Source organism: Actinoplanes sp. L3-i22 (assembly GCF_019704555.1).
GTDB lineage: Bacteria > Actinomycetota > Actinomycetes > Mycobacteriales > Micromonosporaceae > Actinoplanes.
Genome location: NZ_AP024745.1, coordinates 4,447,832 through 4,474,289, shown reverse-complemented (window position 1 = coordinate 4,474,289; position 26,458 = coordinate 4,447,832). Strand labels below are relative to the sequence as shown.

General features: G+C 70.1%; 21 protein-coding genes. 9 read left to right on the top strand and 12 right to left on the bottom strand.

Annotated features, from left to right (window positions below; translation table 11 throughout):
* Nucleotides 1-54 precede the first annotated feature (54 nt).
* Together L3i22_RS19795 and L3i22_RS19790 are read right to left on the bottom strand one after the other, a co-directional pair.
* The gene (locus tag L3i22_RS19795) at nucleotides 55-1,698 is read right to left on the bottom strand and encodes a hypothetical protein (protein WP_221328439.1); all 1,644 of its coding nucleotides are present in this window, start codon (nucleotides 1,696-1,698) and stop codon (nucleotides 55-57) included.
* Nucleotides 1,695-3,515 carry an Hsp70 family protein gene (locus L3i22_RS19790; protein ID WP_221328438.1) on the bottom strand — a complete coding sequence of 607 codons (1,821 nt, stop codon included), beginning with the start codon at nucleotides 3,513-3,515 and terminating at the stop codon, nucleotides 1,695-1,697. Before L3i22_RS19790 ends, L3i22_RS19795 begins: the two co-directional genes overlap by 4 nt.
* Nucleotides 3,516-3,597: 82 nt before the next feature.
* On the opposite strand from L3i22_RS19790, the gene L3i22_RS19785 reads away from it, so the two are divergent.
* Both L3i22_RS19785 and L3i22_RS19780 read left to right on the top strand, forming a co-directional pair.
* Entirely contained in the window at nucleotides 3,598-3,912 is a 315-nt protein-coding gene (locus tag L3i22_RS19785) for a hypothetical protein (RefSeq protein WP_221328437.1), read from the top strand.
* Nucleotides 3,913-4,105: 193 nt separating this feature from the next.
* Nucleotides 4,106-4,282: a hypothetical protein gene (locus L3i22_RS19780; protein ID WP_221328436.1), complete on the top strand. Its 177-nt coding sequence runs from the start codon at nucleotides 4,106-4,108 to the stop codon at nucleotides 4,280-4,282.
* A 71-nt stretch (nucleotides 4,283-4,353) separates the two neighbouring features.
* Here the strand turns inward: L3i22_RS19780 and fxsT are convergent, their stop codons facing one another.
* Nucleotides 4,354-8,688: an FxSxx-COOH system tetratricopeptide repeat protein gene (fxsT, locus tag L3i22_RS19775; protein WP_221328435.1), complete on the bottom strand. Its 4,335-nt coding sequence runs from the start codon at nucleotides 8,686-8,688 to the stop codon at nucleotides 4,354-4,356.
* 212 nt (nucleotides 8,689-8,900) lie between these two features.
* Here fxsT and L3i22_RS19770 point away from each other — a divergent pair, with 212 nt between their 5' ends.
* The 5 genes from L3i22_RS19770 to L3i22_RS19750 all read left to right on the top strand — a co-directional run bounded on the left by L3i22_RS19770 (nucleotide 8,901) and on the right by L3i22_RS19750 (nucleotide 14,885).
* A complete protein-coding gene (locus L3i22_RS19770; protein WP_255658692.1) occupies nucleotides 8,901-10,688 on the top strand; it encodes an HEXXH motif domain-containing protein in 1,788 nt (595 codons plus the stop codon).
* Between the two features lie 148 nt (nucleotides 10,689-10,836).
* On the top strand, nucleotides 10,837-13,071 hold the full coding sequence (locus tag L3i22_RS54370; RefSeq protein ID WP_221328433.1) for a LysM peptidoglycan-binding domain-containing protein: 2,235 nt from the start codon (nucleotides 10,837-10,839) through the stop codon (nucleotides 13,069-13,071).
* Nucleotides 13,072-13,082: 11 nt separating this feature from the next.
* The gene (locus L3i22_RS19760) at nucleotides 13,083-13,919 is read left to right on the top strand and encodes a nuclease-related domain-containing protein (RefSeq protein WP_221328432.1); all 837 of its coding nucleotides are present in this window, start codon (nucleotides 13,083-13,085) and stop codon (nucleotides 13,917-13,919) included.
* A 22-nt stretch (nucleotides 13,920-13,941) separates the two neighbouring features.
* Nucleotides 13,942-14,277: an alpha/beta hydrolase gene (locus L3i22_RS53565; protein WP_255658411.1), complete on the top strand. Its 336-nt coding sequence runs from the start codon at nucleotides 13,942-13,944 to the stop codon at nucleotides 14,275-14,277.
* A 134-nt stretch (nucleotides 14,278-14,411) separates the two neighbouring features.
* Nucleotides 14,412-14,885, top strand: a complete 474-nt coding sequence (locus L3i22_RS19750; RefSeq protein ID WP_221328431.1) for a hypothetical protein — start codon at nucleotides 14,412-14,414, stop codon at nucleotides 14,883-14,885.
* A 246-nt stretch (nucleotides 14,886-15,131) separates the two neighbouring features.
* On the opposite strand, the gene L3i22_RS19745 is transcribed toward L3i22_RS19750, so the two are convergent.
* The 5 genes from L3i22_RS19745 to L3i22_RS19725 form a co-directional block, all read right to left on the bottom strand.
* Nucleotides 15,132-15,746 (bottom strand): hypothetical protein, encoded by a 615-nt coding sequence (locus tag L3i22_RS19745; protein WP_221328430.1) that lies wholly within the window; start codon nucleotides 15,744-15,746, stop codon nucleotides 15,132-15,134.
* Complete coding sequence (locus L3i22_RS19740; RefSeq protein ID WP_221328429.1) at nucleotides 15,743-17,071, bottom strand: ABC transporter permease; 1,329 nt, start codon at nucleotides 17,069-17,071, stop codon at nucleotides 15,743-15,745. The genes L3i22_RS19745 and L3i22_RS19740 overlap by 4 nt, the downstream gene beginning before the upstream one ends.
* Entirely contained in the window at nucleotides 17,068-17,874 is an 807-nt protein-coding gene (locus tag L3i22_RS19735) for an ABC transporter ATP-binding protein (protein WP_221328428.1), read from the bottom strand. The genes L3i22_RS19740 and L3i22_RS19735 overlap by 4 nt, the downstream gene beginning before the upstream one ends.
* A gap of 66 nt (nucleotides 17,875-17,940) precedes the next feature.
* Complete coding sequence (locus L3i22_RS19730) at nucleotides 17,941-18,729, bottom strand: hypothetical protein (protein ID WP_221328427.1); 789 nt, start codon at nucleotides 18,727-18,729, stop codon at nucleotides 17,941-17,943.
* The gene (locus L3i22_RS19725; protein WP_255658410.1) at nucleotides 18,726-19,271 is read right to left on the bottom strand and encodes an RNA polymerase sigma factor; all 546 of its coding nucleotides are present in this window, start codon (nucleotides 19,269-19,271) and stop codon (nucleotides 18,726-18,728) included. The genes L3i22_RS19730 and L3i22_RS19725 overlap by 4 nt, the downstream gene beginning before the upstream one ends.
* Nucleotides 19,272-19,570: 299 nt before the next feature.
* Between L3i22_RS19725 and L3i22_RS19720 the strand changes: the two genes are divergently transcribed.
* Together L3i22_RS19720 and L3i22_RS19715 are read left to right on the top strand one after the other, a co-directional pair.
* A complete protein-coding gene (locus L3i22_RS19720) occupies nucleotides 19,571-21,496 on the top strand; it encodes a serine hydrolase (RefSeq protein WP_221328426.1) in 1,926 nt (641 codons plus the stop codon).
* Nucleotides 21,497-21,501: 5 nt separating this feature from the next.
* Nucleotides 21,502-22,293 carry an aminotransferase class IV gene (locus L3i22_RS19715; protein ID WP_221328425.1) on the top strand — a complete coding sequence of 264 codons (792 nt, stop codon included), beginning with the start codon at nucleotides 21,502-21,504 and terminating at the stop codon, nucleotides 22,291-22,293.
* Nucleotides 22,294-22,375: 82 nt separating this feature from the next.
* Here L3i22_RS19715 and L3i22_RS19710 read toward each other — a convergent pair whose 3' ends face one another.
* From L3i22_RS19710 to L3i22_RS19695, 4 genes are all read right to left on the bottom strand, one after another.
* Nucleotides 22,376-23,143 (bottom strand): RDD family protein, encoded by a 768-nt coding sequence (locus L3i22_RS19710; protein ID WP_221328424.1) that lies wholly within the window; start codon nucleotides 23,141-23,143, stop codon nucleotides 22,376-22,378.
* A 150-nt stretch (nucleotides 23,144-23,293) separates the two neighbouring features.
* On the bottom strand, nucleotides 23,294-24,037 hold the full coding sequence (gene thyX, locus L3i22_RS19705; RefSeq protein WP_221328423.1) for an FAD-dependent thymidylate synthase: 744 nt from the start codon (nucleotides 24,035-24,037) through the stop codon (nucleotides 23,294-23,296).
* A 225-nt stretch (nucleotides 24,038-24,262) separates the two neighbouring features.
* Complete coding sequence (locus L3i22_RS19700) at nucleotides 24,263-25,324, bottom strand: hypothetical protein (RefSeq protein ID WP_221328422.1); 1,062 nt, start codon at nucleotides 25,322-25,324, stop codon at nucleotides 24,263-24,265.
* Nucleotides 25,325-25,425: 101 nt separating this feature from the next.
* On the bottom strand, nucleotides 25,426-26,430 hold the full coding sequence (locus L3i22_RS19695) for an SDR family NAD(P)-dependent oxidoreductase (RefSeq protein WP_221328421.1): 1,005 nt from the start codon (nucleotides 26,428-26,430) through the stop codon (nucleotides 25,426-25,428).
* Nucleotides 26,431-26,458 lie beyond the last annotated feature (28 nt).

The window sequence follows — 26,458 nt, the reverse complement described above, 5'->3', positions numbered from 1 at the left end:
ACAAGAACGAACCCGGCGAACGTTGGTGGACACCGCACTAGCCGGGCCCTGGTTTCACTCGGGAGCGGCGTGCGGGCGCGGCCGGCGCCGCTGCTGCACGGCAGCGACCCGGGACCTGACCTGCTCGTTGTACGGGTCGACGGCCATCGCCGAGCGCAGCAGCACCGCCTGCTCGGCCGGCGCGGCGCCGTCGGCCAGTTCCACGCAGGCCGCCAGCACCTGCCGGCGCAGCTTCTCGCGCGCCGGCACGATCCACGGCCAGTCGCCGCCGGCGGCCAGTTCCCCGGTGTAGGAGTCCACGATCGCCTGCTGCGCCTGCCGCCGCTGTCCCGCCGTGACCGCCTGCTCCAGCGCGGCGAGGGCGTCTCGCACCCGGCTCAGGTCGACCTCGACCGCGCCGGTGAGCACGTATCGGCCCGGCTCGTGACGCAACAGCTCGATCGCCGTACGGGAAATAAGGTCTTTGCGAAGTTCACTGACCGTCACGTGCAGGCGGTTGGCGATGCGGGCCGGCGGCAGACCCGGCCAGATCGCGGCGGTGAGCTCGTGCCCGCCGGCCCCGCCCGGATGCAGGCCGAGATAGGCCAGCACCTGCAGGCCGGCGCTGCGCCGCACGGTCACCGGCACCTCGTCGATGCTCAGTTCGCAGCCGCCGAGCAGCCGCAGCCGGGCCACCGCCGGGCTTGCCGCGACCATCGGCGGTTCCGGTTCCGGCCGGGCGAGGGTGAGCAGGGCGAACAGGTCGGCCGCGGCCCGCACGTTGAGCATGCACAGCCGCCGGGCGCCGCAGACGACACCGTCCGCGCCGACCTGCCAGCTGGTCGCGGCGCTCGCGGGTCCCGCGCACACCCAGGTCCCGGCCGCGGCCGGCGGCTGCAGCGCCAGCGCCACCTCGTCCGCGGCGATCCCGGTGAGTTCGTCGACGGCGCGCAGCCCGGCCGGCAGCGGCCCGCTCAGGTACGCGTCACCGAGCAGCTCGCCCAGATCGGCCCAGGTCATGACCAGTGGGCGGCCGCCGAGCAGCTGGCTGATCAGCAGTCCGCGCAGCGCGTCGCGGGCGCCGGGACCGGTCAGGGCCAGACCGCCGGCCGGCAGGTGCTCGACCAGCGCGCCGGCCGGCGCGGCGGGGTCGACGAGCGTGGTCAGCGCGTTGACGGTGACCGGCAGGGGTTGCAGGTCGCCGCTCTCGGGCGTCGAGGGCCGGTAGTCGCGGCGCCGGCGCAGCCAGAGCGCGGCGGCGGTGGTGGCCACCGCCTGCCCGACCGCGACCGGCACCCAGCCGGCGCCGTCGGGCAGGTTCACCCCGGGTGCGCTGAGCGTGTCCTGGGCTTCGGTCGCGGCGACCGCCGGAGTGGCCGGGGCGGTGATCGCGACGACGGCCGGGCCGCCGAGCACGATCGCGCCGGCCATCGACCCGGCGGTCACCTGCGAAGGCGTCGGCATGCGCAGGTGGGCGCGGGCCTGCCGGATGCCGCGGCGCAGCACGGCCGCGCTGATCAGCACCCAGATCAGGGTGGCCAGCAGGGCGCCCAGCGCCAGCATGGTGTTCGCGCTCAGCGGCCCGCCGGTGGCCAGGTCGTCGGCGCCTGGCCAGTGCGGCCGGTGATGCAGCAACCAGAGCGCGGCGAGCGCGGGTGGTCCGGCGACGACGGCGAGGGCGGTCAGCAGGATGCCGATGCCGCGGACGGCGCGGATCACCGCAGCATGCTCCACAGGCGCTGCGCCCACCAGCCGGCGACGGCGAGCGCGACCGCGACACCCAGGACGTTGCTCATCCGGTAGTCGGCGATGAAGAAGCCCAGACCGCCGAGGATCACCGCCGCGATCGCGCGCAGCAGCACGATCCGCAACAGCAGGATCGCGATGCCGACCCCGACCAGGGCGACGCCGGCGCGTTCGCCGACCAGGTACAGCACGTGCAGCCAGGGCAGATGCCGGGAGCTGATGGTGTAGGCGAACAGCAGGTCGCCGCCGCCGATCAGCAGGACCGGCAGCATCGGGAAGCTCTCGGCGAGCACGGCGGGGCGCCGGCGCACCAGCACGGTGACGGCGAGCGCGAGCAGCGCGGCCGGCAGGATCGGCAGCAGCGCCCAGCGCAGTTGCAGGCCGAACGGCAGGACGAAGTACAGGCTGGCCAGCACCGCGTACACCGCGCAGATCGCCGCGGTGACGGCGACCGCGGTGAACATGCCGGCCGACAGTTGCCCGGCGCCGTCGAAGCGGCCCCGCAGCCGCTGGTCGCGAGCCAGGATCGTGCCGGCCAGCGGACCGAAGCCCAGGCACACGATCAGCGCCAGCAGCCCGGCGATGGCCAGTTCGCCGTAGTTGGCCCACACCCACCAGGGCCGCAGGTGCAGCACCCGGGAGCCGCTGAACTCGGCGGAGAACACGAAGTGGGTGAACAGGGTCAGCGACAGCACCCCGGGCACCAGCAGGGCGAGCAGGCCGCGCAGCGTCGGGGCCGGCGGTGGCGCCACGTCGCCGGCCGCGGCGGTGGTGCCGGCCGCGTCGGCGGCGCCGAGCACGGCCGCCGCGCCCGGCATTGCCACCGTCTGCACCGCGACGGCGAGCCGTTCTTGCAGGATCCGCTGTGTGGCCGGCATGGTGGCGGTGCCGCCGACGGCGTAGACCGCGGCCAGGTCGGCGGTGGTGAGCTCGGCGGCCTGCACGGCGGCCGCGGCCAGGTCGGCGGCGCGGCGCAGCACCGGCTCGGCGACCTGCTCGACCTGCGCGGCGTTGATCACGACGGCGGGATCCGGCGGCGGCAACGGCACGCTGACGGCCGCTTCAAAAGAAACAGCTTCCTTTCCCGTACGGACACTGGCCAGCACCGGCCACGACGGTCGGCCGTTGGCCGTGCCCGCCGGCACGAGCAGCGCGCCGGCCAGCAGTTCGTCGATGGCCTGCCCGCCGGCGTGCGCGTCGGCCAGGGTGGAGAGCACCTCGAAGCCCAGCGGCCCGCGCCGCAACACGCTCGCCTCGGCCGTCGCGCCCAGGTCACAGACCAGCACGAACGCGCCGACCGGCAGCTGGTTGCCGGCCAGCAGCTGATGGTTGGCGGCCGCGACCGGCGCCTCGATCATGCTCGGCTGCCCGAGTCCGGCCTGATACGCGGCCTTGCGCAGCCAGGTGCGCCGGCGCGGCCCCCACCCGGCGGGCACGGTCAGCCGGATGTCGGCGGGCAGCTCACCCAGCACCCGGGTCGCCTCGTCGGCGACCAGCCGCAGCATCGCCGCGACCAGCTCGCACACCTCGACCTCGCGGCCGTTGCGGGTGATGGTGGCGCTGCCCTCGCTCAGCGGGGCGCCGACGAAACCGTCCGGGTCGCTGAGCGCCAGCCGCCAGGCCGGGTTGCCGACGGTGATCTGCCCGCCGGCATCGATGTGTGCGACGTTGGCCGGTTCCGGCGCACCGTCGATCGTGAGGGCCTGCCAGGACCGGTCCGGGCCGGCGACAACCGCACGGGTGCAGGCGGTGCCGTAGTCGATCGCCAAACGCGGCGCTCCGAACTGCATAGATCACAGTCAAACAGATGAACGCCACCGGCGTCAGTCCCGAGATCGACCGCCGCCTTCCTCTTGGTGATCTCCTCAAACCGTGCACGGCAATGTCGCAGAGCCAGTTCTGCGCAGGTCAAGGCACCAACAGCAGCGGATCGCGGCCCGCGCCGGCCGAGCGCCCACCCGGCGGTTCATTGCGCGCGGCAATACCGATCGAGTAGACACCGGGTTCTGCATTCGTGGGCGCAGGATGCGCATTTCGGTCGCCGAGTTGATGTTCGTTCTCGGTCTGGCCTACGAGATCGTCCGCTCGGCCGACGTTGCACCGGGTGTTCCGGTGCCGCCGGCCGCTGCTGTCGTCGCCGGCTCCCGTTCGTGGTGGCTTCGCCGCCGCAAGGACCCCGACAGCTGACGATCGCGATCGGGCGCGATCGTCGGGCGCCCCCACGCAGCCAGGTTCACCAGCGTGAATGCCAGGTCAGGCCCGGTGCCCGGATCGATCCGCCGGTCGCCGGCGCAGCCGCACCTACCGCAACCGCGGTGGTTGTGGGCATGATGCTAGGGAAGGCGGGCAGTACGACAGTCACGTAGAAGGGTGCAGCTGCGTGGATGAGCCGCAAGCCGATATCGAGACCCAGGTGGTTGACATCCGAGATGTCCCGCTCGGGGAGCTGAGCAAGCGTGATCGCACGCAGTTCGAGCCGTACCTCGAAGAACTTCTACGGCAAGTCACCCGCCCGCGGTACAACCTCAGCACGGGCCCGCCGGGCCGGGTGGACTGATCCGGCGTGGGGCCCGGGCCTGCTCACACTGGTGTGAACCGGCCCGGGACAGCACCACGCCACCGATACCGTCAGATCGGCATCGGGTCGATGTCGCAGTCCGCCCGCAGGTGCCGGCTCACCGCCACCGTGGCAGGGTGCCCCACACCGAGTTTGCGCCGGTATTTGTCGACGACATCCTGGTGCTGCGCGTCGGCTTCCCCGACTCGACCCAGCGCCCGCAGATCGAGGGCCAGGTTGGCCATGACCGCCAAGGTCGAGGGATGTTCGTCGCCGGAAACCCGGCGAGAATGATCAAGAGTGTCGGTGTCGAGTTCGAAGGCGATCTGATACTCACCCAACGCGTAGTGGTCACTGGCCAGGTTGGTGGCGGCGGTGATGGCCAGCGGATGGTCGGCGCCGATCGCGGCCTGCAGACCTTCGAGCGCCTCGTGGTCAAAGCTCTTCGCTTTGGCGGTCTCACCGAGCAGCCGCAAGGTGATGGCAAGGTTGGTACGCGCCGACAACGCGAACGGGTGATCCCGGCTGAACAGCGACTCGTAGATCCCCAGGGTCTTTTCACCGAGGGCTTTCGCTCCGATCAGGTCGCCGTTCTGCCGTAGATCCACGGCAAGATTCATGGCGGAGGCGACGGTGTCGGGGTAACGCTCGCCATATCGGTCGCGGAAGCGTTTCTCGATTTCCCGGCTGAGTTCAAGAGCACTGGCGTGTTCGCCGGCCTTACGCCGGGCAACGGCCAGATTTCGGCCGGCTCTTGTCGTTGCGGGGTTGTATTCTCCCCATTTGAGGCGATGCTGGGCGAACACGTTCTCCTGGTTCTGCCGGGCACCGGTGTAGTCGCCGCACTCGCGCTGGTCGATGGTCAGCCCATTGTGCGTATTCAGCGTTTCGAAATCGTCGGCGCCGAGCACCTCGATACGCAGGCGCAGGGTCTCCTCATCGATCACGCGCGCGTCCTCGAACCTGCCCTCGAGCCGGAGACTGAGGCCCAGCTGGTGTGCGGCGTAGAGGGTCTTCGGGTCCTCCGGGGTCAACGCGCGCCGGGCCGCGGCGAACGCCTCGCGGACCGCCGCGGTCGCCTCGGCGAATCGGCCGGCAGTGTGCAGGTCGCGGGCGAACTGCAGTTTTGCGTCGATCAGGTCCTCGTCACCGGGATCGAAACCGCCCTCCTCATACAGGCGTAGCGTCTCTTCTCCGATCTTTCGCGCCGCACGGAATTTTCCGTTCGCCCACAGGATGTAGCCGTAGTATTTCGCGACCTTCAGCGTTTCCGGCGAATCGGCGCCGAGACTGATCCGCCAGGCCTCGTAGACGTCTCGGGCCAGTCGTTCGCAGCCCTCGTGATCTCCCCACCGGTAGAGGAATTTCACGATGTCGAAGACGAGGTCGCGAACCCACGGGTCGTCGCACTGAACCGCGTTCGAGGCCAGCACGTGCGAGATCAGCGCCTGGTACCGGTCCCAGTGGGCGACCGTGTCGGGCTCGCGCGGATCTGCGGCGGCGAGCAGCTGGTGTCCCCGGTGGCGCACCTCATCGAGGCGATCGGCCTCGACGCCATCGCGAACCACGGCCTGCACCAATCGGTGGATCTCGATGGTTCCCGCGCGGTGATTGATCCGGGCCAGCGCATATCGCTGGATGTCACGGATGGCTTTGTTGAGTTTGATCGGGTCCCGCAGCGCCAGCTCGAACTCGTCGGCGTCATCGGCGCGCCCGGATGCTCCAGCGTTGGAGAACAGGGCCCGGATGATCGGCTCCGGAGCCAGGAAGGCGCAGATCTCCAGCAGTCGCATGGCCGCCGGGCTGGTGTTGCGCAGCCGGTCCAGCGACATCTTCCACGCTGCCGCGACCGACGGCTCGTATCCGGGTGACGCGGTGGCGCCGAGCAGCTCGACCCGGCTCTTGAGCAGGCTCAGATACTCGGCGGCGGTCATTCCGGTCGCGACCCGCCACGCGGCCGCCTGCTCGATGGCCAGCGGCAGGTCGCCGAGCGCCTCAGCCAGCTGCACGGCGTCGTTGTCGGTGATGTCGGGATCGCGGCGGCGCAGCAGGTTGACGCTTTCGTCGCGGTCGAAGACGTCAACCTCAAGGGTGTTGGCCTGCAGTGACCAGTCGGCGTTGCGTGAGGTGACCAGCACCTTCCCGCGGCCGCCGGTGGGAACAACATTCTGGACGGCGTCCAGGTCCTCGGCGTTGTCGAAGACAAGTAGCCAATTGCTGTACGGCCGGCCGAGACGAAGCGCTTCCCGGACAGCGGGAACTGCCGCATTCGCCTCAGGCCCGACCGGAAGGTCGAGATATCGCGCCAGGTCCGTCAGCGCGGCAAGAATCTGTTGCGGCTGTTCGGCCGAAATCCACCAGATGACGTCGTACTGGCTTTGGTAGCGATAAACGTATTCAATGGCGAGTTGCGACTTACCGACGCCACCCATGCCATGAATTGCTTGCGGGAGAACCGCTGTCATCTCGGTTCTACGCAAGCGGTCGGCTAGATCATCGAGCAGGGCTCTCCGCCCGGTGAAATGAGGATTTCTCGGGGGCACATTTCCCCAAACCGGCGGCAACGCCCGCGGTGCGATTCCAGGCGGCTGGCTTCCGGCCGGAATCGCTGCCTCGGCCGGGTTGGGGCCGAGGAGGTCGACGGGCGCCGCCGTGAGGGTCGAGACTTGTGTTTCGCGCACAACGTCCGATTTTGCCATAATATCCGTCACCTCTTGGACAACTCCCACGGCCCTCGTATCTACGGCAGGGGTACCGGGATCGCTCAACGCGGAAACCAGGCGGCCCCTGTGGATCGGATTCCAGACAACGGCGCCCTCGACACCCAGGTGTGTCGCGATCTGTTTGCGCCACCGAACGAGCCTGGCGCGCAACGCCTCATCGCTGACCGCCTGGCCGAGCTGATCGGCCATCGCTAGCAGGGTCCTGGCGTTCCTTCGATGCGCGAAAGAGTCCAGCACCTGGTCAAACGCCGCTTGTGGCGACGCCGGCACAGCACCGGCATGCACCTGGACGTCGTTGTGGGACGCCGCAACATCGGTCATATCCACCGGCGGAGCCTCGGACAGGATACGCATCAGCTCGGGCCCGGCCTGCCCGGGTAGCAGATCCCGAACAGTCAACTGCTCCAGGATGTGCACGGCCGTCTCGACCTGCGCCTGCGCCGGCATGGCCTCCAGCGAGTCGAGGACCGCCACCACCCCTTCGGGCCGGTCCAGCGCCTGGGTGAACGCCGTATTCAGGTGGGTGGCCGGGTCGGACTCCGCGAGCGTGGGCAGGTCGAGCGGGACCTTGGTGCGCAAGACGTTGATGAAGCTACGCCGGTTGGACAGACTCTCCCAGAAGTCACTCTTCACCAGGTCTTGGGCGGCGTCCTGGCAACGCAGGCCGGTACGCACCACGCGTCGCTCACCGAGCACATCGATCTCGGCGCCGTTGCCGGCCCCGGTTGGCGCGCCCGACTCGAACGGGTGGCAAGCAGCAAGCATCGCGCGTAGATAGGCGGCGGCGGCCAGCGACGCGTACGGATGCCACAGATCGCTCTTGCCGGCGTTGTCGCAGTAGTCGACGACGCCTCTGATCATGAACCAGTGCTTGCCGAGGGTGGCCGCGCCGGCCGCGATTCCCGAGGCTTCCATCTCGACGGCCAGCACACCGTGCTCGGCGGCCAGCTGGTCACGTTTGACCTCGTCGCGCAGCAGGATGTCGCCGCTGGCGATCGAGCCGTAGTGCACCTTCGGCCAGCCGGGCTCATGGCCGGAAGCCGCCCGGCTGGGATGACGCGCGCGTTCCCCGCGCACATTGAGCACGTCGGTACCGGGTTTGGGCCGCGCGAAGTTCATCAGGTCGCGGCGGTGCCCGACCTCCAGCCACGTGCGCCAGCGCGGTTCGCCGCGGAACTCGTCGCCGCGCAACTCCATCACGGCCCGCGCCATCGCCTCCGACATGCCTTCCAGGTGCCGACGCGGCGTGGCGACGCCGTCGACCTGCCGGACGTGACTGCAGTCGACCACCCCGTCGGTGGCCACCACGATGTCGCCCAGCCGCACATGCCGGTGCGGCCGGCCGGGCACCGGTATGCCACCCGCGATACCCACCATTATCACGCACTGGACCTGCGGAAAGCTGCGAATCAGGTTCGTACAGATCGCCGCGGCATTGCGCGTGCTGTCGCGCGGCATCGTGGTCAGGACAACGGTGTGCTGACGATTTCCCTGACTGCTCGGCAGCCGGCCGACGTGATAATGATTCGGGTCACTGGCAATCGGAGGCAGCGGGATGACGTCCGGAATGAGCGCTCGCATCGCCAGCCCCTCGATCCACAACGCGGCGACGATGCCGATCGTGACCTCGGAATATGGCGGCGTGGCAAAGCCACCATCGGTGGATCTTGTCACCTGCACCATCACGACTCCATCGAAAACAAGATCACATGCCGCTCACTTCTCCATCGCCCCAGACTAGCGAAGACAGCCGCCCGTTTCGCCTCCGCAATTCGGTACCGGCGGACGTGGATGATCGTCGAAGAAAGTTCGCCCAGCCGTACGATCACGATCGGTGATCAGGCGCCGGAAAACATGACCGAATAACGGCTGAACAGCAGATTGGACCTGTGACGATGATCAATGATTGGGCTGCCCCGGCCAACCATCGACTCTCTCGTGCACTGCTGGCTGATCTTGCAACTGGCGGCGGCAGCCCACAGACCGTTCAGTTCCTGGCCGACACCCAGTACAGTCGCCGGCTGCTCCTGCTGCTGGCCGTACGCGACATGGGGACCGCGCTGCTCGGGCCGCTTCCCCCGATCGACGAGGCCTGGGCGGTCATGGACCGGGCCAAGGCCGACGACCCGGAAAATTTCCGGTCCGCTCTCATGCATCCCCAGATCGGCAACTGGGCCGCCTATGCGATCCGCCAGCAGCACGCACGATCCGGAACCGATCCGGCACCGGCCTGGGTGGACTTCGGGCAGATCCACGCCGTCGCCCTGGTCGTGGCGGCCCGCTGCGGGCAGAGCTGGCGGACCCGGATACCACTGCGCCGCGGCCGGGCGACGTTGCCCGGTCTGGGGCAAGCCGCTTTCGAAACGCACCGACCCTGGGACTCGGTCACCGCGATGACCTCCGGCGGACGCATCCGGCTGACCCACGACGCCAGGACCGTCGCGGTACCGGACGATCCGCGACGCGACGACGACGGCTGGCACGGGCTGCGCAGATTGACCACCGGCGCGAAGCCCACCCTGGAGCTGGTCCTGGATGATCTTGACCCGTTCCGCAATCTCGCCGATCCGGTCGAACCCGAACGGCTGACCGCGAACGAGGTCGCGCATTGGCAGACGATGCTCGACCAGGCCTGGACCCTGCTGTCCGAAACCGATCCACCGACCGCCCAGGCCATCGTGTGCGGGGTCCGCTCCTTCGCGCCGCTGGCCCGAGCCGATCAGGACGACGACGAGGAGATCCGTAGTGCCTCCACGGCGGAGGCCTTCGGCGCGGTGGTGCTGTCATCGCCGACCAACCCGGTTGATCTGGCAGCCACGCTCGTGCATGAATACCAGCACATCAAGCTGGGTGGACTCATGCACTTGTGCCCGCTGCACCGCCAGGAGGGCCGCGCCGAGCTGTATGCGCCCTGGCGTGACGACCCCCGGCCGCTCGGCGGACTGGTCCAAGGGGTCTTCGCGTTCCACGGCATCGCCGCCTTCTACCGCAAGCACACCCGCGTGACCGAGGGTCCCGAACGTCGGGTGGCCCAGTTCGCCTACGCCCTCAGCCGAGCACAGACCGCCACCGGCCTCGAGGTCGCCCGGCGCTCGGGCGGGCTCACCGAGGTGGGCGAGCAATTCTTCGCCGGCCTGGCCGCAGCGATGCGCCCATGGTTCGACGACCGGATACCCGATGATGTGAGCCGGCTGGTCGCCCTGGCCCTGCACGCGCACCGCAGCACGTGGCTGCTGCACCATCGAAGACCCGCGCCGCAGGCGATCGCGGCACTCGTGCGCTGCTGGTCGGCGGGCGAGCCGGCCGACCAGAGCGATACCGACGCCGCCGTCATCCAAGCGCCCACCGAAGCGCCCCAGGTTTCGCGAACCTGGAGCCGGCCCCTGCGCGCGGCGGTCATCGAGCCGACGGTCGCCGATACACCCGTGGGCGCACTCATCGCCGGCGACGCCGCCGCCGCCAAAGCCGAGTTTCTCACCGGCATCACCACCGACCCCGATGATCTCGTGTCGTGGACCGGCCTGGGACTGTCCTGCGGAGAACTGGGCGAGCGGGCGGCCGCCACCGCCTTGACCACCCGTCCCGATCTGGTGCGTGCCGTCTACCTGGCACTGCGAGCCCAGGGCCGCGCCCCGCAGGCGGACCAGCTCGCCGCCTGGAGCTGTCCCGGCTTCCCGCGCTGAACACCGCCGCGTGACGGGGACCGGATCCGGCAGTTTGTAAGGGTGCTGTCAGGTGCCCGGACCAGCCATTACGACTGATCCGCACCTAGCGTCGTCGGCTAGGCGGGGCCGAAGCGGCCCCGGTCGCCGACGCTGGGGGGAACGTCTCGTGCGCACCGGCCTGACCCTGTTCGTCATCCTCACCGGTCTGCCGGCCGGGCTCGTCGCGCTGGCCGGCTCACCGCTGCCCGCCCGTGCACCCACCTCGGCCGATCTGCAGGCCTGGCTGGCGAACCCGACCGCGACGCAGTTCCTGCCCGGGCTGCTGGCCACCCTCGCCTGGCTGTGCTGGGCCCTGGCCGCCGCCGGCACCGTCCGGCTCGCCGCGGCCCGCTCGGCCGGCCGGCTCAGCCGCCTGATCCAGCAGCTGCCGGGACCGCTGCAGAGCCTGGCCGCCACCGTTCTCGGCGCCGCCGCGGTCACCGCCAGCTACTCCCCCGCCGCGGCCGCTGCCCCGCCGACGGCCACCGCCGCACCCACGGCGCCCGCCACCTTCCACACGCCGGCCGTCGAGAAGGCCCAGACCGACCCGGCCTGCACGGTCACCAAGGGCGACACCCTGTCGAGGATCGCCAAACAGCGCCTCGGCGACCCGGACCGCTGGCCGACCATCTTCAAGCTCAACCACGGCAAGAAGTTCCCGGCGGTCGGCGGCCGGCTCACCGACCCGGACCTGATCTACCCCGGCTGGCAGCTGCGCCTGCCCACCGGCGCCACCACCACCGACTCCGGCGACTGCACCGGCAAACCCGCCACCGTCACACACCAGCCACCGCGGCACACGCCGGATCCCGACGCCTCCCCGGCCACCCCGGCACCCACGACCACGACCGCCTCGCCTTCGGCATCGCCGGGCCGCAGCCACACCGGGTCCGCGCCGACCTCCAGCATCGCCGCACTCACGCTCACGGCCGGTTTCGCGTACGGCGCAGGTCTGCTCTGGCGCCGCAGGCGCCGCCCACGGCCCGCCGCCGAAGCAGCCACCGCGACCACCGCGAACCCGGCCCCCGAGACGCCCGTCCCGAGCGAACCCGGCCGGCCGGCGCAGTTCCTGCCGCCGCGCAACCCGGCGACCGCGCTGATCGGCCCCGGCGCCCAAGACGCCGCCCGAGCCGCACTGGTCGCCGTGCTCACCGGCGCCCTGGAAGGCACGACCGCCGTCACCACCACCGCCACGCTGGCCGGCCTGCTCGACAACGCCCCGAGCTCGGACCGGATCACCGTCGCCGACGACTTCGCCGCCGCCCTGGCCCGGCTCGACGAGGAGATCATCCGCCGCACCCGGCTCGCCGACGAACGCGACGACGAGCGCGCCGCGCCCGCACCGGCGATGCTGCTGCTGGCCGAGGTGCCCGGCCCGGCCTGGCACACCCGGCTGGCCACCGCCGCCCGCCAGGGCGAACCGCTGGGCATCGACGTCACCCTGCTCGGCGCCTGGCCCTCCGGGCTGACCCTGAACGTCGCCGCCGACGGCAGCACCGAAGCCGGCGAACTGGCCGTGCTCGACGCCGGCACCGCCGCGGGCCTCCTCGAGGCCGCGAAGCCGCCCGCCGACCCGGTCCACACGCCGCCGCCCACACCGGACCGGGTCAGCATCCGGGTCCTCGGCAAACCCGCGATCCTGGGCGCCGACGCCAACCCGGTGCGCGGCCTGCGCGCCAAAAGCCTCGAACTGTGCGTGCTGCTGGTGCTCAACCGCGACGGCATCGCCCTCGGCGACATCATGGAAGCCCTCTGGCCCGAGGTCACCGTCGCGCGCGCCACCGAACGGCTCTCCACCTGCGTCACCAACCTGCGCAACATCATCCGCGGCGGGATCCACCGCACTGGCGCACGCGTCGACCCGGTGATCAACACCGGCGGCCGGTACCACCTCAACGCCGAACTCGTCGACGTCGACTGGTGGCGCATCGTCGACGCCCACCGCGCCGCCACCACCGCCGGCGACGACCAGACCCGGCTGCGGCACCTGCGCACGGCGATCACCGCGGCCGCCGGGCGAACGCTGGGCGCCGACACCGCGTACGAATGGATCGACACCGACCGCGAGCGAGCCCGCCGCCTGCTGATCCGCATCCATCTGCAGGCCGCAGGCCTGCTCGCCGGCACCGACGCGCAGACCGCCCGCGGGTGGCACGAGACCGCCAGCGACTACGACCCGATGTCCGAAGAGCTCGCCCGGCACGCCATGCAGGCCGCCGCCGACCTCGGCGACGCCGACGGCGTGCGGCACCGCCGCGAGCAGCTGCACCGCGCGCTCGCCGACGCCGGCATCGACGCGGACACCGACACCGACCGGTTCGCCGCCGCCCTGCTGCAGAACCTGACCTTCACCCACCCGTGAGGAGCGCCCCGATGCAGATCCACGTCCTGTCCGACCACGGCGGCGAGCAGCTGCACCGCCTGGTCCGCCGCCTGCGCAGCGCGGAAACGACGGTTGCCGCCGCCCGCGAGGAGTACTACGACGCCTATCAAGACCTACAACAATTGCGGCGTACGAAGTCCTGGTGGCGCCGGGCCCTGCACCTGAACAGCGGCGCCGAGCAGCAGGCCGCCGCCCGCATCCAGTTCGCGTCACAGGGCGTCACCGACGCCGAACTGGACCGCCAGCAGATCACCGACCGCGCCCGCCAGCAGGCCGCCGGAGTGCTCGGCGAACAGGCCCTGGTCGACGGCCTGGCCACCCTGGACGACTCGTGGACGATGCTGCGCGGCTACCACAACCGCCGCGGCGAAACCGACCACGTCCTGATCGGCCCGGCCGGCATCTGGGCCATCGAGGTCAAACGCCGCCGGGTCCGCCTGCACGTGGCCGGCGAGCAGTGGTGGTACGAGAAACTCGACGCCCGGGGCCACACCGTCGGCAGCGGCTGGGCGGTCGACGCCACCGGCCGCACCTGGGGCCGCCAGGTCCTCGACGTCGCCGCCGACCTCACCAGTTGGCTGTCCCGCAACGGCTACCAGGTTCCGGTGCGCACCGCGGTGATGCTGATGCACGACCAGGCGACCATCGGCCGCTGCGACAACCCCACGGTCAACGTCATCGGAACCCGCCCGGCGCACCTGTTGTGGGCCATCGAGCGCTCCGGCACGGTACTCAGCCCGGCCGAGTGCCGCGACCTGCTTCACCTGACCATCCGCGACCATCGGCTGCAGGCCCAGCGCCACAACAGCCAGCCAAGACCGGCCTGACCTTGACCAAGACCTCCACGGCGTGGCCGGCGCGGTCGGCCACCTCGTAGCGATGGGTCACTCGTACGGCTCTACCGTGGTCGGTGAAGCGGCGAAGACTGGCGGCCTCCCTGTCGACGACATCGTCGTGGCCGGCAGTCCCGGTATGCATGTCGATACCGCGAGTCAGCTCATGGACGACCCGCGGCACGTCTGGGCCGGCGCCTCCGACAGCGACCCGGTTGCGCGTGCCGGTGCATGGTTGGATTCCAACAACGAGGTGACAGACAGCTCGCCATTGATCGAGTTCGCGGAGACCAAGGCCGATGCCACACACGGGCTGGCACCCAGCGACTCGGCCTTCGGCGGCAACGTGTGAAAGGCCGATACTCCCGGTCACACCCACTACTGGGACAACGGCAGCGAAAGCTTGAACAACCAGGCTCGCGTCCTCGCTGGTGCCTACAACAAGGTCACCTTTGCCGACAGTGGTCAGGTTCCGGAGGACTGGCGATGACTATTCGCAGCAAGGTTCGATCAGCGGCTCTCGTGCTGGCCGCCTCGACGCTGTTCCTTTCCAGTTGCTCAGGAGACGACGTGCAGACCAAGTCCGAGAACGACGTGAACGCTCAGGTTCAGAAGCACGCTGAGACGATCGCCTCACTTGTGGGAAATCCGCTGGTCAACCCGAGTCTCAGTGCCCGCCGGTGCACCGGCCGAGGCGACGAGAGCAGCGACAAGATTTTCACCGTCCAGGGCGCCTACAACGTCGATCCCCCGCAGAAGGACCAACACCTGGCATCGCTGGCCAGAGTCAAGGCCGACTGGGTGGCCAAGGGCTACACCATTACCGACGACCGCACTGTCGGCACGGATGACGGCGTTGTCGCGGCCAAGACCCCAGACGGCTACGACCTGGACATCGAGCGCGCCATCCCGGACGGCTTCGCGGTCCTCATCCATTCGCCCTGCTTCGAGCGGCCCTGACGCACCGCCCCAACGATGCAGAGGAGCTGCGATGGACACGCCTCGCGTGTTGAGGCGGACGGGCGTAGCTGCACCTAGATGACCTCCGCCGGCACACCCTCGATGCCCCGTTTGGTACGTGGGATCGAGGGCGGTTTCGGGTGTTCCGCGGGCTGGGAGTGCTGGGTCCTCTCGGTGCCAAGACCGAGGCGGAAGATTATCGGTCCAATTGAATCTGCGGCATTGCCGACGCGACCGACAGCGATGTCAGACGGCGGCTCGTGGTGACGTGGTCGGCCGTGATCCGCGCAGGATGTAGTCGGCTGTGCCGAGGACCAGCAGCACCGCAGCGGTCGTGCCGGCTGCGCCGGACTCGGCGGGCTGCAGCGGCCAGCTCAATATCTGGCCGAGGACGCTGTCGCCGGCGGTGCGAGTGACCGGCAGAAACGGCGGGATGGTCAGGAAGGGGACCAGGAAGAACCACGTGCGTGCGCTGCCAAGGGTGGCGGCGCCAAGACTGATCAGACCGAGCGCCCCGGCGCAGTTGCGCGCAAGCACGACCGGCTCGCCGTATCCGTGCGCCGTGCCGGCCACCGACAACAGCAGAGCGAGGATGGCGAGGGCGGCGAGCGTCAGGTGCAGGGCACGCCGAGTCGGCCAGGGCAGTGCGGCGGTGCGGTCCAGGTCGGGGTCAGGACCGGTGAGCGTGGTGCCGACCGCGATGGCCGCGAAGCCGATGGCGGCCATGGACAGTGGAGCCGGCAGGAATCCGGACGGCGAGATCGCGGTCCAGATCGCCCAGAGACCCCAGACCAGGCCCGCGGCGCCGATCATGGCGGCGGGTACCCGGCGTGCTCGAAGGTGGTGGGCCAGTCCCGTCATCGCGGGCCGTCCATCAGGATGCCCCACAGGGCGTCGGCGTTGCAGGCGAGGCCGGCTTCACGGAGCGCGCCGATGCGGGCCAGCTGTTCGGCTGCGGGCAGTGCGGTCAGCCGCTGCCACGCCTCGACCGCTTTCGGCTCGGTGGCCGGTGGCGCGGTTTCGAGCAGCCAGTACGCGGCGGCCAGCCGGGCGGCGGCGTACGTCTCCCAGTTGCCGGTGTCTCCGCAGCTGATGACCCCGGCACCGCTGAGCAGTTGCAGCCTGACCTGCTCGGCGTCGATCTGCGCGGCCAGTCCGGTCTGCAGGTAGAACCGCGCGGTCTGCGCGGACGGCGTGTCCTGCTCGTCGGGGTCACCGCTGATCACCTCGACGCCTTCTTCGACGGCGGTGGGTGGATCCGGCAGGCGACTGAGCCGGTGCAGGGCGTCGCGAGCGGGTGCGACCGCGTCGGCGAGCATGCCGGCGTGTACCCGTCGGACACAGACGCGCGGCGTTGCGTCGGCGCAGACCAGTTCGCGGGCACCGGCGTCGGCGGCGTCGACGCTGCTGGCCGGTCCGGTCGGGGCCAGCAGAAGCAGCGCGGTCACGGCACCGGACACGGCCGGAAGAACGGCAGCCGTACGGGCGCGCCCGCCGATGGCCGACAGCAGCAGGAATCCGGTGGCGGCCAGGGCGAGCGCCCAGATGGACTGGGCCAGGCTCAACCGGGCCGGCACGATGACGAAGTCGCCGCTCTGGCCGAGCACCGGCGACAGCAGAGCGACGTACTGCTGAATGCGGCCGGCGTCGTAGGCGGACAGCAGACCGGGGGCGCTGGCCAGCGTCAGCCCGGCGATGGCCAGCGCGGGCGCGGTGAACCGCGACGGTACGACGACGCCCAGACCCATGCCGAGCAGGCCGGCGGCGAGCAGCATCGGCAGGCCGGTGGCGATGACGGCGATCGCGGCGGGGTTGAAGTAGGTCGCCGAGCCGACCACCAGCGGCAGGCATGCGAAAACCGTCAGCAGGTAGGCGACGGTGACGGTGAGACTCAGCGCAAGAGCCGGGGACGCGGCGCGTTGCCAGCCGGGCCGGGCAGTGCTGGTGAACAACTCGCCGACGCGCCCGCGCCGGTCGCGGTCGCTCAGCCAGGCGCCGGCGGCGACGGTGAGGGGCCAGGTGAAGCCCATCGCACTGCGCAGTGTCTCGGCCAGCGGGGACCATCGGCTGCTCCACGCCTCGACTCCGAAGAGCAGATACATCGCGGCCAGGCCGAGCAGAAGCACGATCAGGCCGCTGCCGAGCGCGGCGCTGCGGCGCAGGTCGATGGCGAGCGCGCGGATCATTCGCCGGCCTCCCGCCGGGCCTGGCCGACCAGCGCGGAGTAGCCACGTTCAGCGGCGCTGTCCCCGGGGTCACCGGTGCCGCCGCGGTCGGCCAGTTCGGCGGGCGTGCCCTGCCACACCAGCCGGCCGGTATGGACGACGACCACCTCGGTGCACGAGGCCACCACGTCCTCGACCAGGTGGGTGGAGACCAGCACGCAGGTGTCGGCGCCGAGCTCGCGCAGCAGCTCGCGGAAGCTCAGCCGCTGCTCCGGGTCCAGACCCACGGTGGGCTCGTCGAGAAGCAGCAACGCCGGGTCGTTGACGATGGCCTGGGCGACGCCGGCGCGGCGCAGCATCCCGCCGGACAGCTGTTTGAGCTTGCTGTCGGCGCGGCCGGTGAGCCCGACCCGCGCGATCGCCCGTTCGGCGGCCACGGCGACGCCGGCCCTGGGCATCTCCTTGAGCCAGGCCATGTATTCGACGAACTCGCGGACGGTGAACTTCGGGTAATAGCCGAACTCCTGCGGCAGATAGCCCGTCATGCGCCGGACCGGCCGCAGATCGGCCCGGCGCTCGTGCACCGGCCGGCCCAGCAGTTCCAGGCGGCCGGCGGCCGGCCTCAGCACGGTGGCCAGCGCGCGCATCAGCGTGGTCTTTCCGGCGCCGTTGGGGCCCAGCAGGCCGTGGACGCCGACACCGAGGCGCAGGTCGAGGCCGGTGACCGCCAGGTGCCGGCCGGCCCGCACCTGCAGGCCGTGTGCCTGCACCGCGTGCGCCCACGCGGCCGGTCGCACCTCGGGCTCGGACAGACTTCGTACCATAATCGCTCCTTGGGCAGGGCTCATCAGCTGCCGGCAGGCAGCGGGACAACAGCGGGTGCAGGTTGATCAGTTGCCGCTGGCCAGTCGTTGGAAGGTGTCGGCGCGGGCCCAGGCCAGCGCGGTCAGAAGCAGTCCGGTGATCGCCCAGAGCGGCGCCTTGTCGGCGGCCAGCACGCCGGGCACCTGGTGGGTCAGCATCGCCGGCGCCGTCACCACGGCGATCCAGGCGGCGGCGACGACACCGGCAGCGCGCCGGACGCCGAGCAGGCTGCCCAGCGCGATCGTGGCCGAGGTGACGGTCAGGCAGGGCAGCAGCCACAACGCCACCGAGGTCCCGGACGCCCAGCCGACCAGCGCGAGCACCGGCAGCAGCGCGGCAAGCACCGTCACGGTGCGGCGCAGCACCATCAGCACGCCGCCCTGCGGGGAGGCGACCACGAGCTCCCACGCCGGATCGTCGCGGCGCGAGCACGCCGCCGCGACGCCGAACAGCGGCACGACCGGGGCGATCAGCAGCACCGGCGACGGATAGTGCGGATTGACCACCTGCAGCAGCAGCGCCGCCAGCAGCGCGCCGACGCTGACCATCAGCCGCGGCACCAACGACCAGGTCGACCACCGGCGCAACGCCCCGAGCCGCCGGTACGGCACCACCGCGGGCAACGAGCCGGTCAGTTCCCCACCGACCTGGGCGACCATCGCCGCCGTGCCGGGGTGCACGACCGCGCCGAGCCGGCCACGGCAGCCCGAGCAGGTGTCCAAGTGCATCTCCACGTCCCAGACGGCGGCATCCGGCAGGCTCTCGCTGATCCCGGCATAGCGCGCCAACAGGTCGTCGTCGATGTGCGCGGTCATGACAGCGCCTCCCGAAGCCGGATGCGTGCCATCCTGGCGCGCATCTTCACGGTGCTTTCCGGCACGCCGAGCAGAGCCGAGGTGTCGCGGACCGAGAGCCCGTCCAGAACCATCGCCTGCAGCACCCGCCGGACCTCCGGAGCCAGGGTGTGCAGGGCCCGCAGCAGGTCCGCCTCGACCCGGCCGGCCAGCACCTCGTCCTCGGCGGCGGGCGCCGGCGCCTCGGCGGCGATCGCCGCCGGGAGCTCGGCCGCGCGGGCCCGGTGCCGGAAAGCGTCCACCAGCCGGCGTGCCGCGATCGTCCAGATCCAGCCGGTCGCGCCGCTCTGCGCGGTGCCGGTGAACGAGCCCGCCGAGCGCCACACCGCCAGGTAGGTCTCCTGCAGGACCTCGGCCACGACCTCGTCGTCGGAACAGCGCCGCCGCAACCGGGTGGCCAGCCACGGCGCCGTACGCCGGTACAACTCGTCGAAAGCGGCATGCTCACCGCGCGCGCAGCGGCGAACCAGCTGCACCTCGGTCTCCGCTTCCCGATCATCCACGCTCAGTAGGACGGTGCCGGCCGCCCGACGGATAGCCGAAGCGATGTGACCCAGGCCACAATCCGTCGAGCCGACCGGCTCCGCGGCCAGCCTTGGATCGGCACCCACTCCCAGGCCCACGATTTCCGGCGTCGGCCGGGCGCGGGCACCGGTCGTACCGTAAGCGGATTTTGATCTTTTGGGTCTTGCCGGCGGTGTCGGGCGGCATGGACCGGCGAGTGCGAGGTGAGGCTGGCCCTACCTGGCGGCCGGGTGTCTGCGGGATCGAGAGCCGGCCGCCGTTTCGACAGGCTCTCGTCATGCGAAACGTAGGTCTTCAACGGGCGCTGACCATCGGCGTGCTCGCCGCGGCGCTGTCCGTCGCGGCGGTCCCGGCGGCCTCGGCGGCACCGGCAAGGGCGGTCACCCCCGATCTGACCGGCGTCGGGCAGCTGGTCGACCGGGTCGTCGCCGAGCAGCTGAGCCGCGACCGGATCCCCGGCGCCGCGGTCGTCGTCGTGGCCGGCGGCAAGCAGGTCTTCGCCAAGGGCTACGGCGTGTCGAACGTCGCCGCCGGGACGCCGGTCGACGCGGACTCGACGGCGTTCTTCACCGCCTCGGTGGCCAAGGTGTTCACGGCGACGGCCATGGCTCAGCTGATCCAGCAGGGCCGGATCGACCCGGACGCCGACGTGAACAAGTATTTGAAGACCTTCCAGGTGCGCAACACCTTTCCCGGGCATCCGGTCACGGCACAGAGCCTGCTGACCCACACCGCGGGCTTCGACGACGCACCGACCGGCGCCGCCGTGGCCGACCCGGCCGACGTGCCTGAGCTGGGCGCCTACCTGGCCGCGCACCAGCCCGAACGGATCCGGCCGCCGGGGCTGCTGGCCCAGTACGACAACTACGGTGTCGCCCTCGCCGGCTACCTGGTCGAAACGGTCTCCGGCGAGCCGTTCGCCGAGTACGTGCAGCACCACATCCTGACGCCACTGGCCATGAACGACACCACCTTCGTACAGCCGCATCCAGCCACGATCCAGGCCCGCCTGGCCCAGGGTTACCGCCCGGTGGGCGACAAGCAGATCGCCGAGCAGGGCCAGTACGGCGCGTGGTCGCCGACCGGGGCGGGCACCGTGGCCACCGCGACCGACATCGGCCGCCTGATGACCGCGCTGCTCGACGACTCCCCCAGCCTCGGCGCCGGCGTCGCCCAGGCGGTGAAGCAGCAGCATTTCACGATGGATCCCCGGCTACCCGGGATGGCGTGGATGCTGCAGGAGGAGCCGCGCAACGGCCGGCCCCTGCTGTTCAAGGACGGCGACCTGCCGGGCTTCCACACCAATCTGGAGATGCTGCCCGAGCAGGACCTGGGCGTCTACGTGGTCTACAACGGCGACGGGACCGGCGGCCTCGCCAATTGGGACGGCAAAGACCTCATAAACCAGATCATTGACCGGTACGTGCCCGGCAGCCCCGCCGCGCCGAAAGCGGTCAGCGGAACCGACACGTCGGGTCTGGCCGGCCAGTACCGCATCGACCGCACCAGCCACACCCAGGTGACCCGGGTCGTCGCGCTCGTCTCGCCGATCACCGTGGCCGTGCACGACGACGGCACGGTGACCACCGACGGCATCGCGCTCGACCCCAACGCCCAGCAACAGCGTTGGTATCCGATCGGGCCGCGGCTGTTCCAGCAGGTCGGCGGGCAGGCGCGGATCGCTTTCGACGGCAAGGGCAACCTGTTCTCGACGCAGGATCCGAGCGTCGCGTACCAGCGACTGGCCTGGTACTCCTCGCCCGTCGCGCATCAGATCGTGCTGGTCACCGGCCTGCTGGTGCTGCTGCTTGCCGTCGTGTGGTTCCCGGTCATGGCGCTGGTGCGGCGCTCGCGGGGCCGGCAACGCCACTCGCGATGGGCGCAGGGAGCCCGGCTGGCGGCGTGGCTCACCGGCGCGCTCGCGGCCGGGTTCACCGGATGGTTCCTGATGATGGCCACGGACTTCAACGCGCTGACCGAGACGGTCCTGCTGGGCACGCCGGCGCTGACGGCCATGCTCGCGCTGAACACGGTCGCAGCCGGGACCACGGCGGTGCTGCTCGTGGGCACCGGCGCGGCGTGGACCCGGGGCTGGTGGACGGTCAAGGGCCGGCTGGCGTACACGGTCACGACCGTGGCCGCCCTCGGCTACCTGGGCGTGGCCTTCCTCTACAACCTCATCGGTTGGCTCCCCCTAGGCTGAACGCTGTGCTGAACATCGAGCTGAACGGCCGCGTACCGTCCGACATCGCCGACCTCCAGCGACTGACGTCCGCGAACTACGGACATTTCACCTCGATGCAGGTGCGTGGCCTGGCCGTCCGCGGTCTGGCCCTGCACCTGGCCCGGCTCTCCGACGGCAACGAGGAATTCTTCAACTACCGGATGGGCATCGACGACGAGCAGCGGCTGCTCGCGCTCATCCGGCACGCGCTCGGCGACGAGACGGACGCCTCGGTGCGGGTCGGGTTCGTGCCGCCGAGCACTCGCGGGGCAGCGCCGGACATCCTGATCTCGGTGAGCGAACCCAGGGACGACACCGCCGCCTCGCCGCTTCGGGTCCGGACCGACGGCTATCGGCGCGATTGGCCGGCGCAGAAGCACGCGGCGACCATGGGACTGACGTACGCCGTGCAGCAGGCGCGCCTGGCGGGCTACGACGATGCCCTCTTCGTCGCCCCGGACAACCTGGTCAGCGAGGGCACAACGTGGAACGTGGCGTTCTTCGACGGCGACCGGGTGATCTGGCCGCAGGCGCCGATGCTCAAGGGCGTGACCATGGTGCTGCTGCAGCTGGCGCTGACCATGAACGGGACGCCGTGGACCCTGCGCCCCGTCGACGCGGTCGAGTTGCCGCTGCTGGCCGGTGCGGCCGCGGTCAACTCGATCTGCCCGGCCCAGCCGATCGGCAGCATCGACGGCATGCCCTTCCCGGCCGACGACAAACTGGTGTCCCTGCTGCGCGACGCCTGGGAATCAGTCCCGTTCGACGCCCTCTGATGCGCTGACCACCTCGGCAAGGCCTCGTTGGCAAATTGGTAAACCAACCAACAAAAACCCTGCCGAGGTACGGTCGGTCAGCTCACGCCGAGGTCGTGACGACCACTGTCTCGGCCGCCTTGTCATGCAGGCACTGCCGGAACGGCTTGTCCCAGAGCTGCCACAGACCGTCGAGCAGCGGCAGCACCGGCACGAAGACGCCGGCGACGACCAACAGGAAACGCCTGGCCGCGATGCCCCTGGTCAATGGCACGCCGGGGTGGAGGCTGACCACCCGGATCTTCATGATCCGCTTGCCGAGTGTCTGGCCGTTCCAGCGCACCAGCAGCTCGACCGTATAGAGGTACTGACAGAGCAGGCTGAACAGGAACAGCCCGAACTCCGCAGCGAAGACCGTGATGAAGAACGCCGCGGGGAACTGATCGTCTGCCAACTGGTCCGGGTCCGCCATCCCGTCGGCAAACCGGAAGACGACCAGGAACAGAAGCGGGAAGACGACGATGCCCACAGCAAAACCCAGAACGACCGAATCGATAAGGTACGCGACCAAGCGCGTACCGAAGTCGCTCAGCGGCTGACCGGACGGGCTGACCGGCGAAGGCCAGTACCCACCGTGCGGCGCGTATCCACCCGCCGGTCCCGGCGGATAACCGGGCGGCCCATATCCGGGCGGCCCATATCCGGGCGGCCCATATCCAGGCGGTGGATAACCGGGCGGGGCGTATCCGGGCGGGGCGTATCCGGGCGGGGCGTATCCGGGCGGTGGCGATTGATCAGGCGGTGAATAGGCAGAGTCGGCCGGCTGTCCGGCCGGCGGCTCGTGCCCCGAGGGGTGTGTCACGCCGGACATTGTGACAGGGCCTCGGCCCGCCCGACGCCCCCCGAACCGCGGCAATCCTGTCGACGGTCGATCACTACTTCGCCAGCTCGCCTTGTACGGCCGGCCCGTCCGCAAAAGGGCGGAGACGTCGTGGTGGCCCGGCCCGAGTCCGCTGCCTGCCTATGGTCCGACGCGGCCGTTGGCGTTGAACGCGGCGTGCGTCAACGGCATCCTCTCGGCCCAGAGCGCTTCCATCGCCTCGGCGACCATCTCGATCTCGCGCTGCGGGAAGGACGGGACGGTCGCCCGATCGTCCTTCGTACGCAACGAGAGGAACGCCATCAGCGATCGGGCGTTGCAAGTGACATACATCGAGGAGAAGAGGCCCACCGGCAGCACCGCCCGCGCCACCTCACGGGCGATGCCGGCGGCAAGCATCTCCTGATAAGCCAGGTAAGCCTGGGTATAGGAGGCTTCCATGGTCTTGGTCACCAGTTGGTGCTGCTCAACCGAACCCTCGAAGAACTCGTACTTACCGGGGCGGCCACGCTGGACCAGCCTGCGATCCGGGCCGGGAACGTAGAAGACCGGCTGCAGCTCCCGGTAACGGCCGCTTTCCTCGTTGTAGGAGAAGCCGACACGGTGCCGCTGGAACTCGCGGAACACAAAGATCGGCGCGCTGACGAAGAAGGTCATGGAGTTGTGCTCGAACGGCGTCCCATGCCGGTCACGCATCAGATAGTTGATCAATCCCCGGGAACGCTCGGGATCCTTCTGCAGCTCATCAAGGGACTGCTCGCCCATCGTCGACACCCGCGCCGCGAAAAGCACATCGGCGTCCTGGGCGCTGCCCCGCACAAGTTCCACGGTGACGTCCTGGCGAAAAACGGGTTCAACCTCGCCAGCCGCCTCGTTGTCCGCCATGCCCCACCCTAAACCCGTCTCCGCGACCGCAGGCAACTGCCTGCACCAACCGCAGAGATGATCGCACACCCACCCAAAGCGGACGATAACGCATGCCGCCACGAAGGCTGCTATATGCAGCCCAGCAACCCAACGCATCCTTGGCAAGCGATGGTGTCGAAACAATCGATGCCGAAACGCACGTTCAATCAGTGCCGTGGTCCTTGCCTGATTTGTGGCGCGCTCTCATTTACGCGGGAAGGGCACCCAATACCGCTTTCCGAACGCGTCGGCGAGCAGCTCGGCCAGCCATCCGGCCAGCCCGCCGGTGAGGTTGTCAGCCGGCCAGGGCGAGGCCGGGAGCCGCTGTTGCGCCTCGAGCGAGGTGAACTCGGCCCATGGCACGCGCAGCATTACCTGCTCCGTCTCGGGCGTCGTGAGCTCGGTCAGCAGCCCGGTCAGGTCGGCGGGTGCGGGCAGATCCGTCACACAGAGCCAGGCGAGAGCCGCCGCGAACCGGACGTCGCCGGGCAGGGCCGGATCGCGCCAGCGTCGCTCGGCCTCGCCCGCGTCGCCGCCGAGCTGCCCGATGGCCAGTACCAGACTGACCCGGACGGCAGGATCAGGCTCGACGGCCAGCCGGGCCCGCAGCGCGCCGTCGGCGGACCGCGGCAAATCCAGAGCAGTGGCGAGCGCGAACACCGCAGCGATGCGCACCTCCGGATCGTCGTCGTCGACAAGGTCGATCAGAATCCCCGCATCAGCGCCGAGCGCCTCACGCGCCGCCTGAATGGACCAGTCGCTGCGGTCCGCCTCACCCGGCCCGAACGTGAACTCGTCCACCGGCCATTCCACCCAGAACAGCGTCGAGCGGGTCTCGACGACGAAGTTCACCCGATGCCCGGCCCAAGCCGCCAGATACAACGCTCCAGCGCGGCAGTGTGCGGCCGAGTCGGCAGCCATCCGCAGCAAGAACGGCACCGCGAGCGCGGCCGGAGCCGACGTGGCCATCTCCTGGATCAACCGATCCCGCAACCCGCGCAGCGCCTGGCGGGCCTCTTGCGGATCCGGACCGGCCAGGCAACGCAGCAGGCCGGGCACATCGTCGGCAGGACCGCGCCAGTGATGGAACCGGCCCCACTCAACCCGCTCGAGGTCAGGATCACCCGCCGCCCGCCACCCGGCCGACCACACGCGAACATCGTTGGCCACACTCAACGCGTCCCACTGCTGCTCTGCCGCTTTCCACTCCTCCTCCGTTCGAGGCCGTCTTCCCGAGTGCGCATCGTCATCCACAACGTTGATCATGCTCGGGAGGTACGACAAGATCCGCGACGGAACCACGTTGCTGTCAACACGGCGACTGGAACCTTGGACAATCGCTTCTCGCGTTACTCGGCATGATGGGGCTACCTGGTCAGCAGCTTCTCGCTGAGTTCCCAGAGCCGCTGCGCGGACTTCGGGTCGAGCGCGTGGGGTGCGGCGTCGGACAGCACGATCGGCTTCTCGCCCACCGGGGTGGGTCCCCACGGAGTCGGGTCCACGGGCGCGACATTGCTGTTCTTCAGGTAGACGCCGCCGATGCCGTCGAGCAGCGGGCTGGTCGCGCCGAACACGATCGTCGCGGCGGCCTGCTGGGGTGTCTTCTTCTCGTGTTCGGGGTCGATGATCGGCTGTTCGCTCTCATCGACCAAGCCCATAGCCTGCAGCTGCCGCATGGTGAAGGTGCCCTGTTCCAGGTGGGCCAGGTTCGAAGCGACGGAGATGCCGGGATGCACGGCGAAGGCGCGGATGTCCTCGCCGGCCCAGCACCGGTCGAGTTCGACGGCGAACAGGACGCCGGCGGTCTTGACCTGCCCGTAGGCGAGGTTGCCGTGGTAGCCCTGCGAGAAGTGCAGGTCGTCCCAGCGGATGTCGCTGGTGCGGTGCGCGCCGGAGGAGACGTTGACGATCCGGGCGCCGTGCGCGGCCTGCAACGCCGGGTGCAGGGCAAGGGTGAGCTGGAAGTGGCCGAGATGGAACGCCGCGAAACCCGCCTCGTAGCCGCGGGCGTCGAGGGTGAGCTTGCCGTAGGCGTTGCCGGCGTTGTTGATGAGGATGTGCAGCGGGCGGCCGGTGGCCAGGTAGCGGTTCGCGAAGGCGTCGATTGAGGCGGGCTCGAGCAGGTCCAGTTCGCTGACCTCGACGTGGTCGATGCCGGCGAGGGTGACGGTGGCTCGTTCAGCGTTGCGGGCAGCGACGGTGATCGAGGCGCCGGCCTTGCTCAGCGCGCGGGTGACCTCCAGGCCGAGGCCGCCGGCACCCCCGGTGATGATGACGTTCTTACCGGTCAGGTCGAGGCCGGCCAAGACGTCGTCCGCCGTCGATGCGGCGGTGAACGGGGTTTCGATGGGGTGCTGCTGTTCGATGGTCATGATTCAACGGTAGGCGCATCCGCCGTAC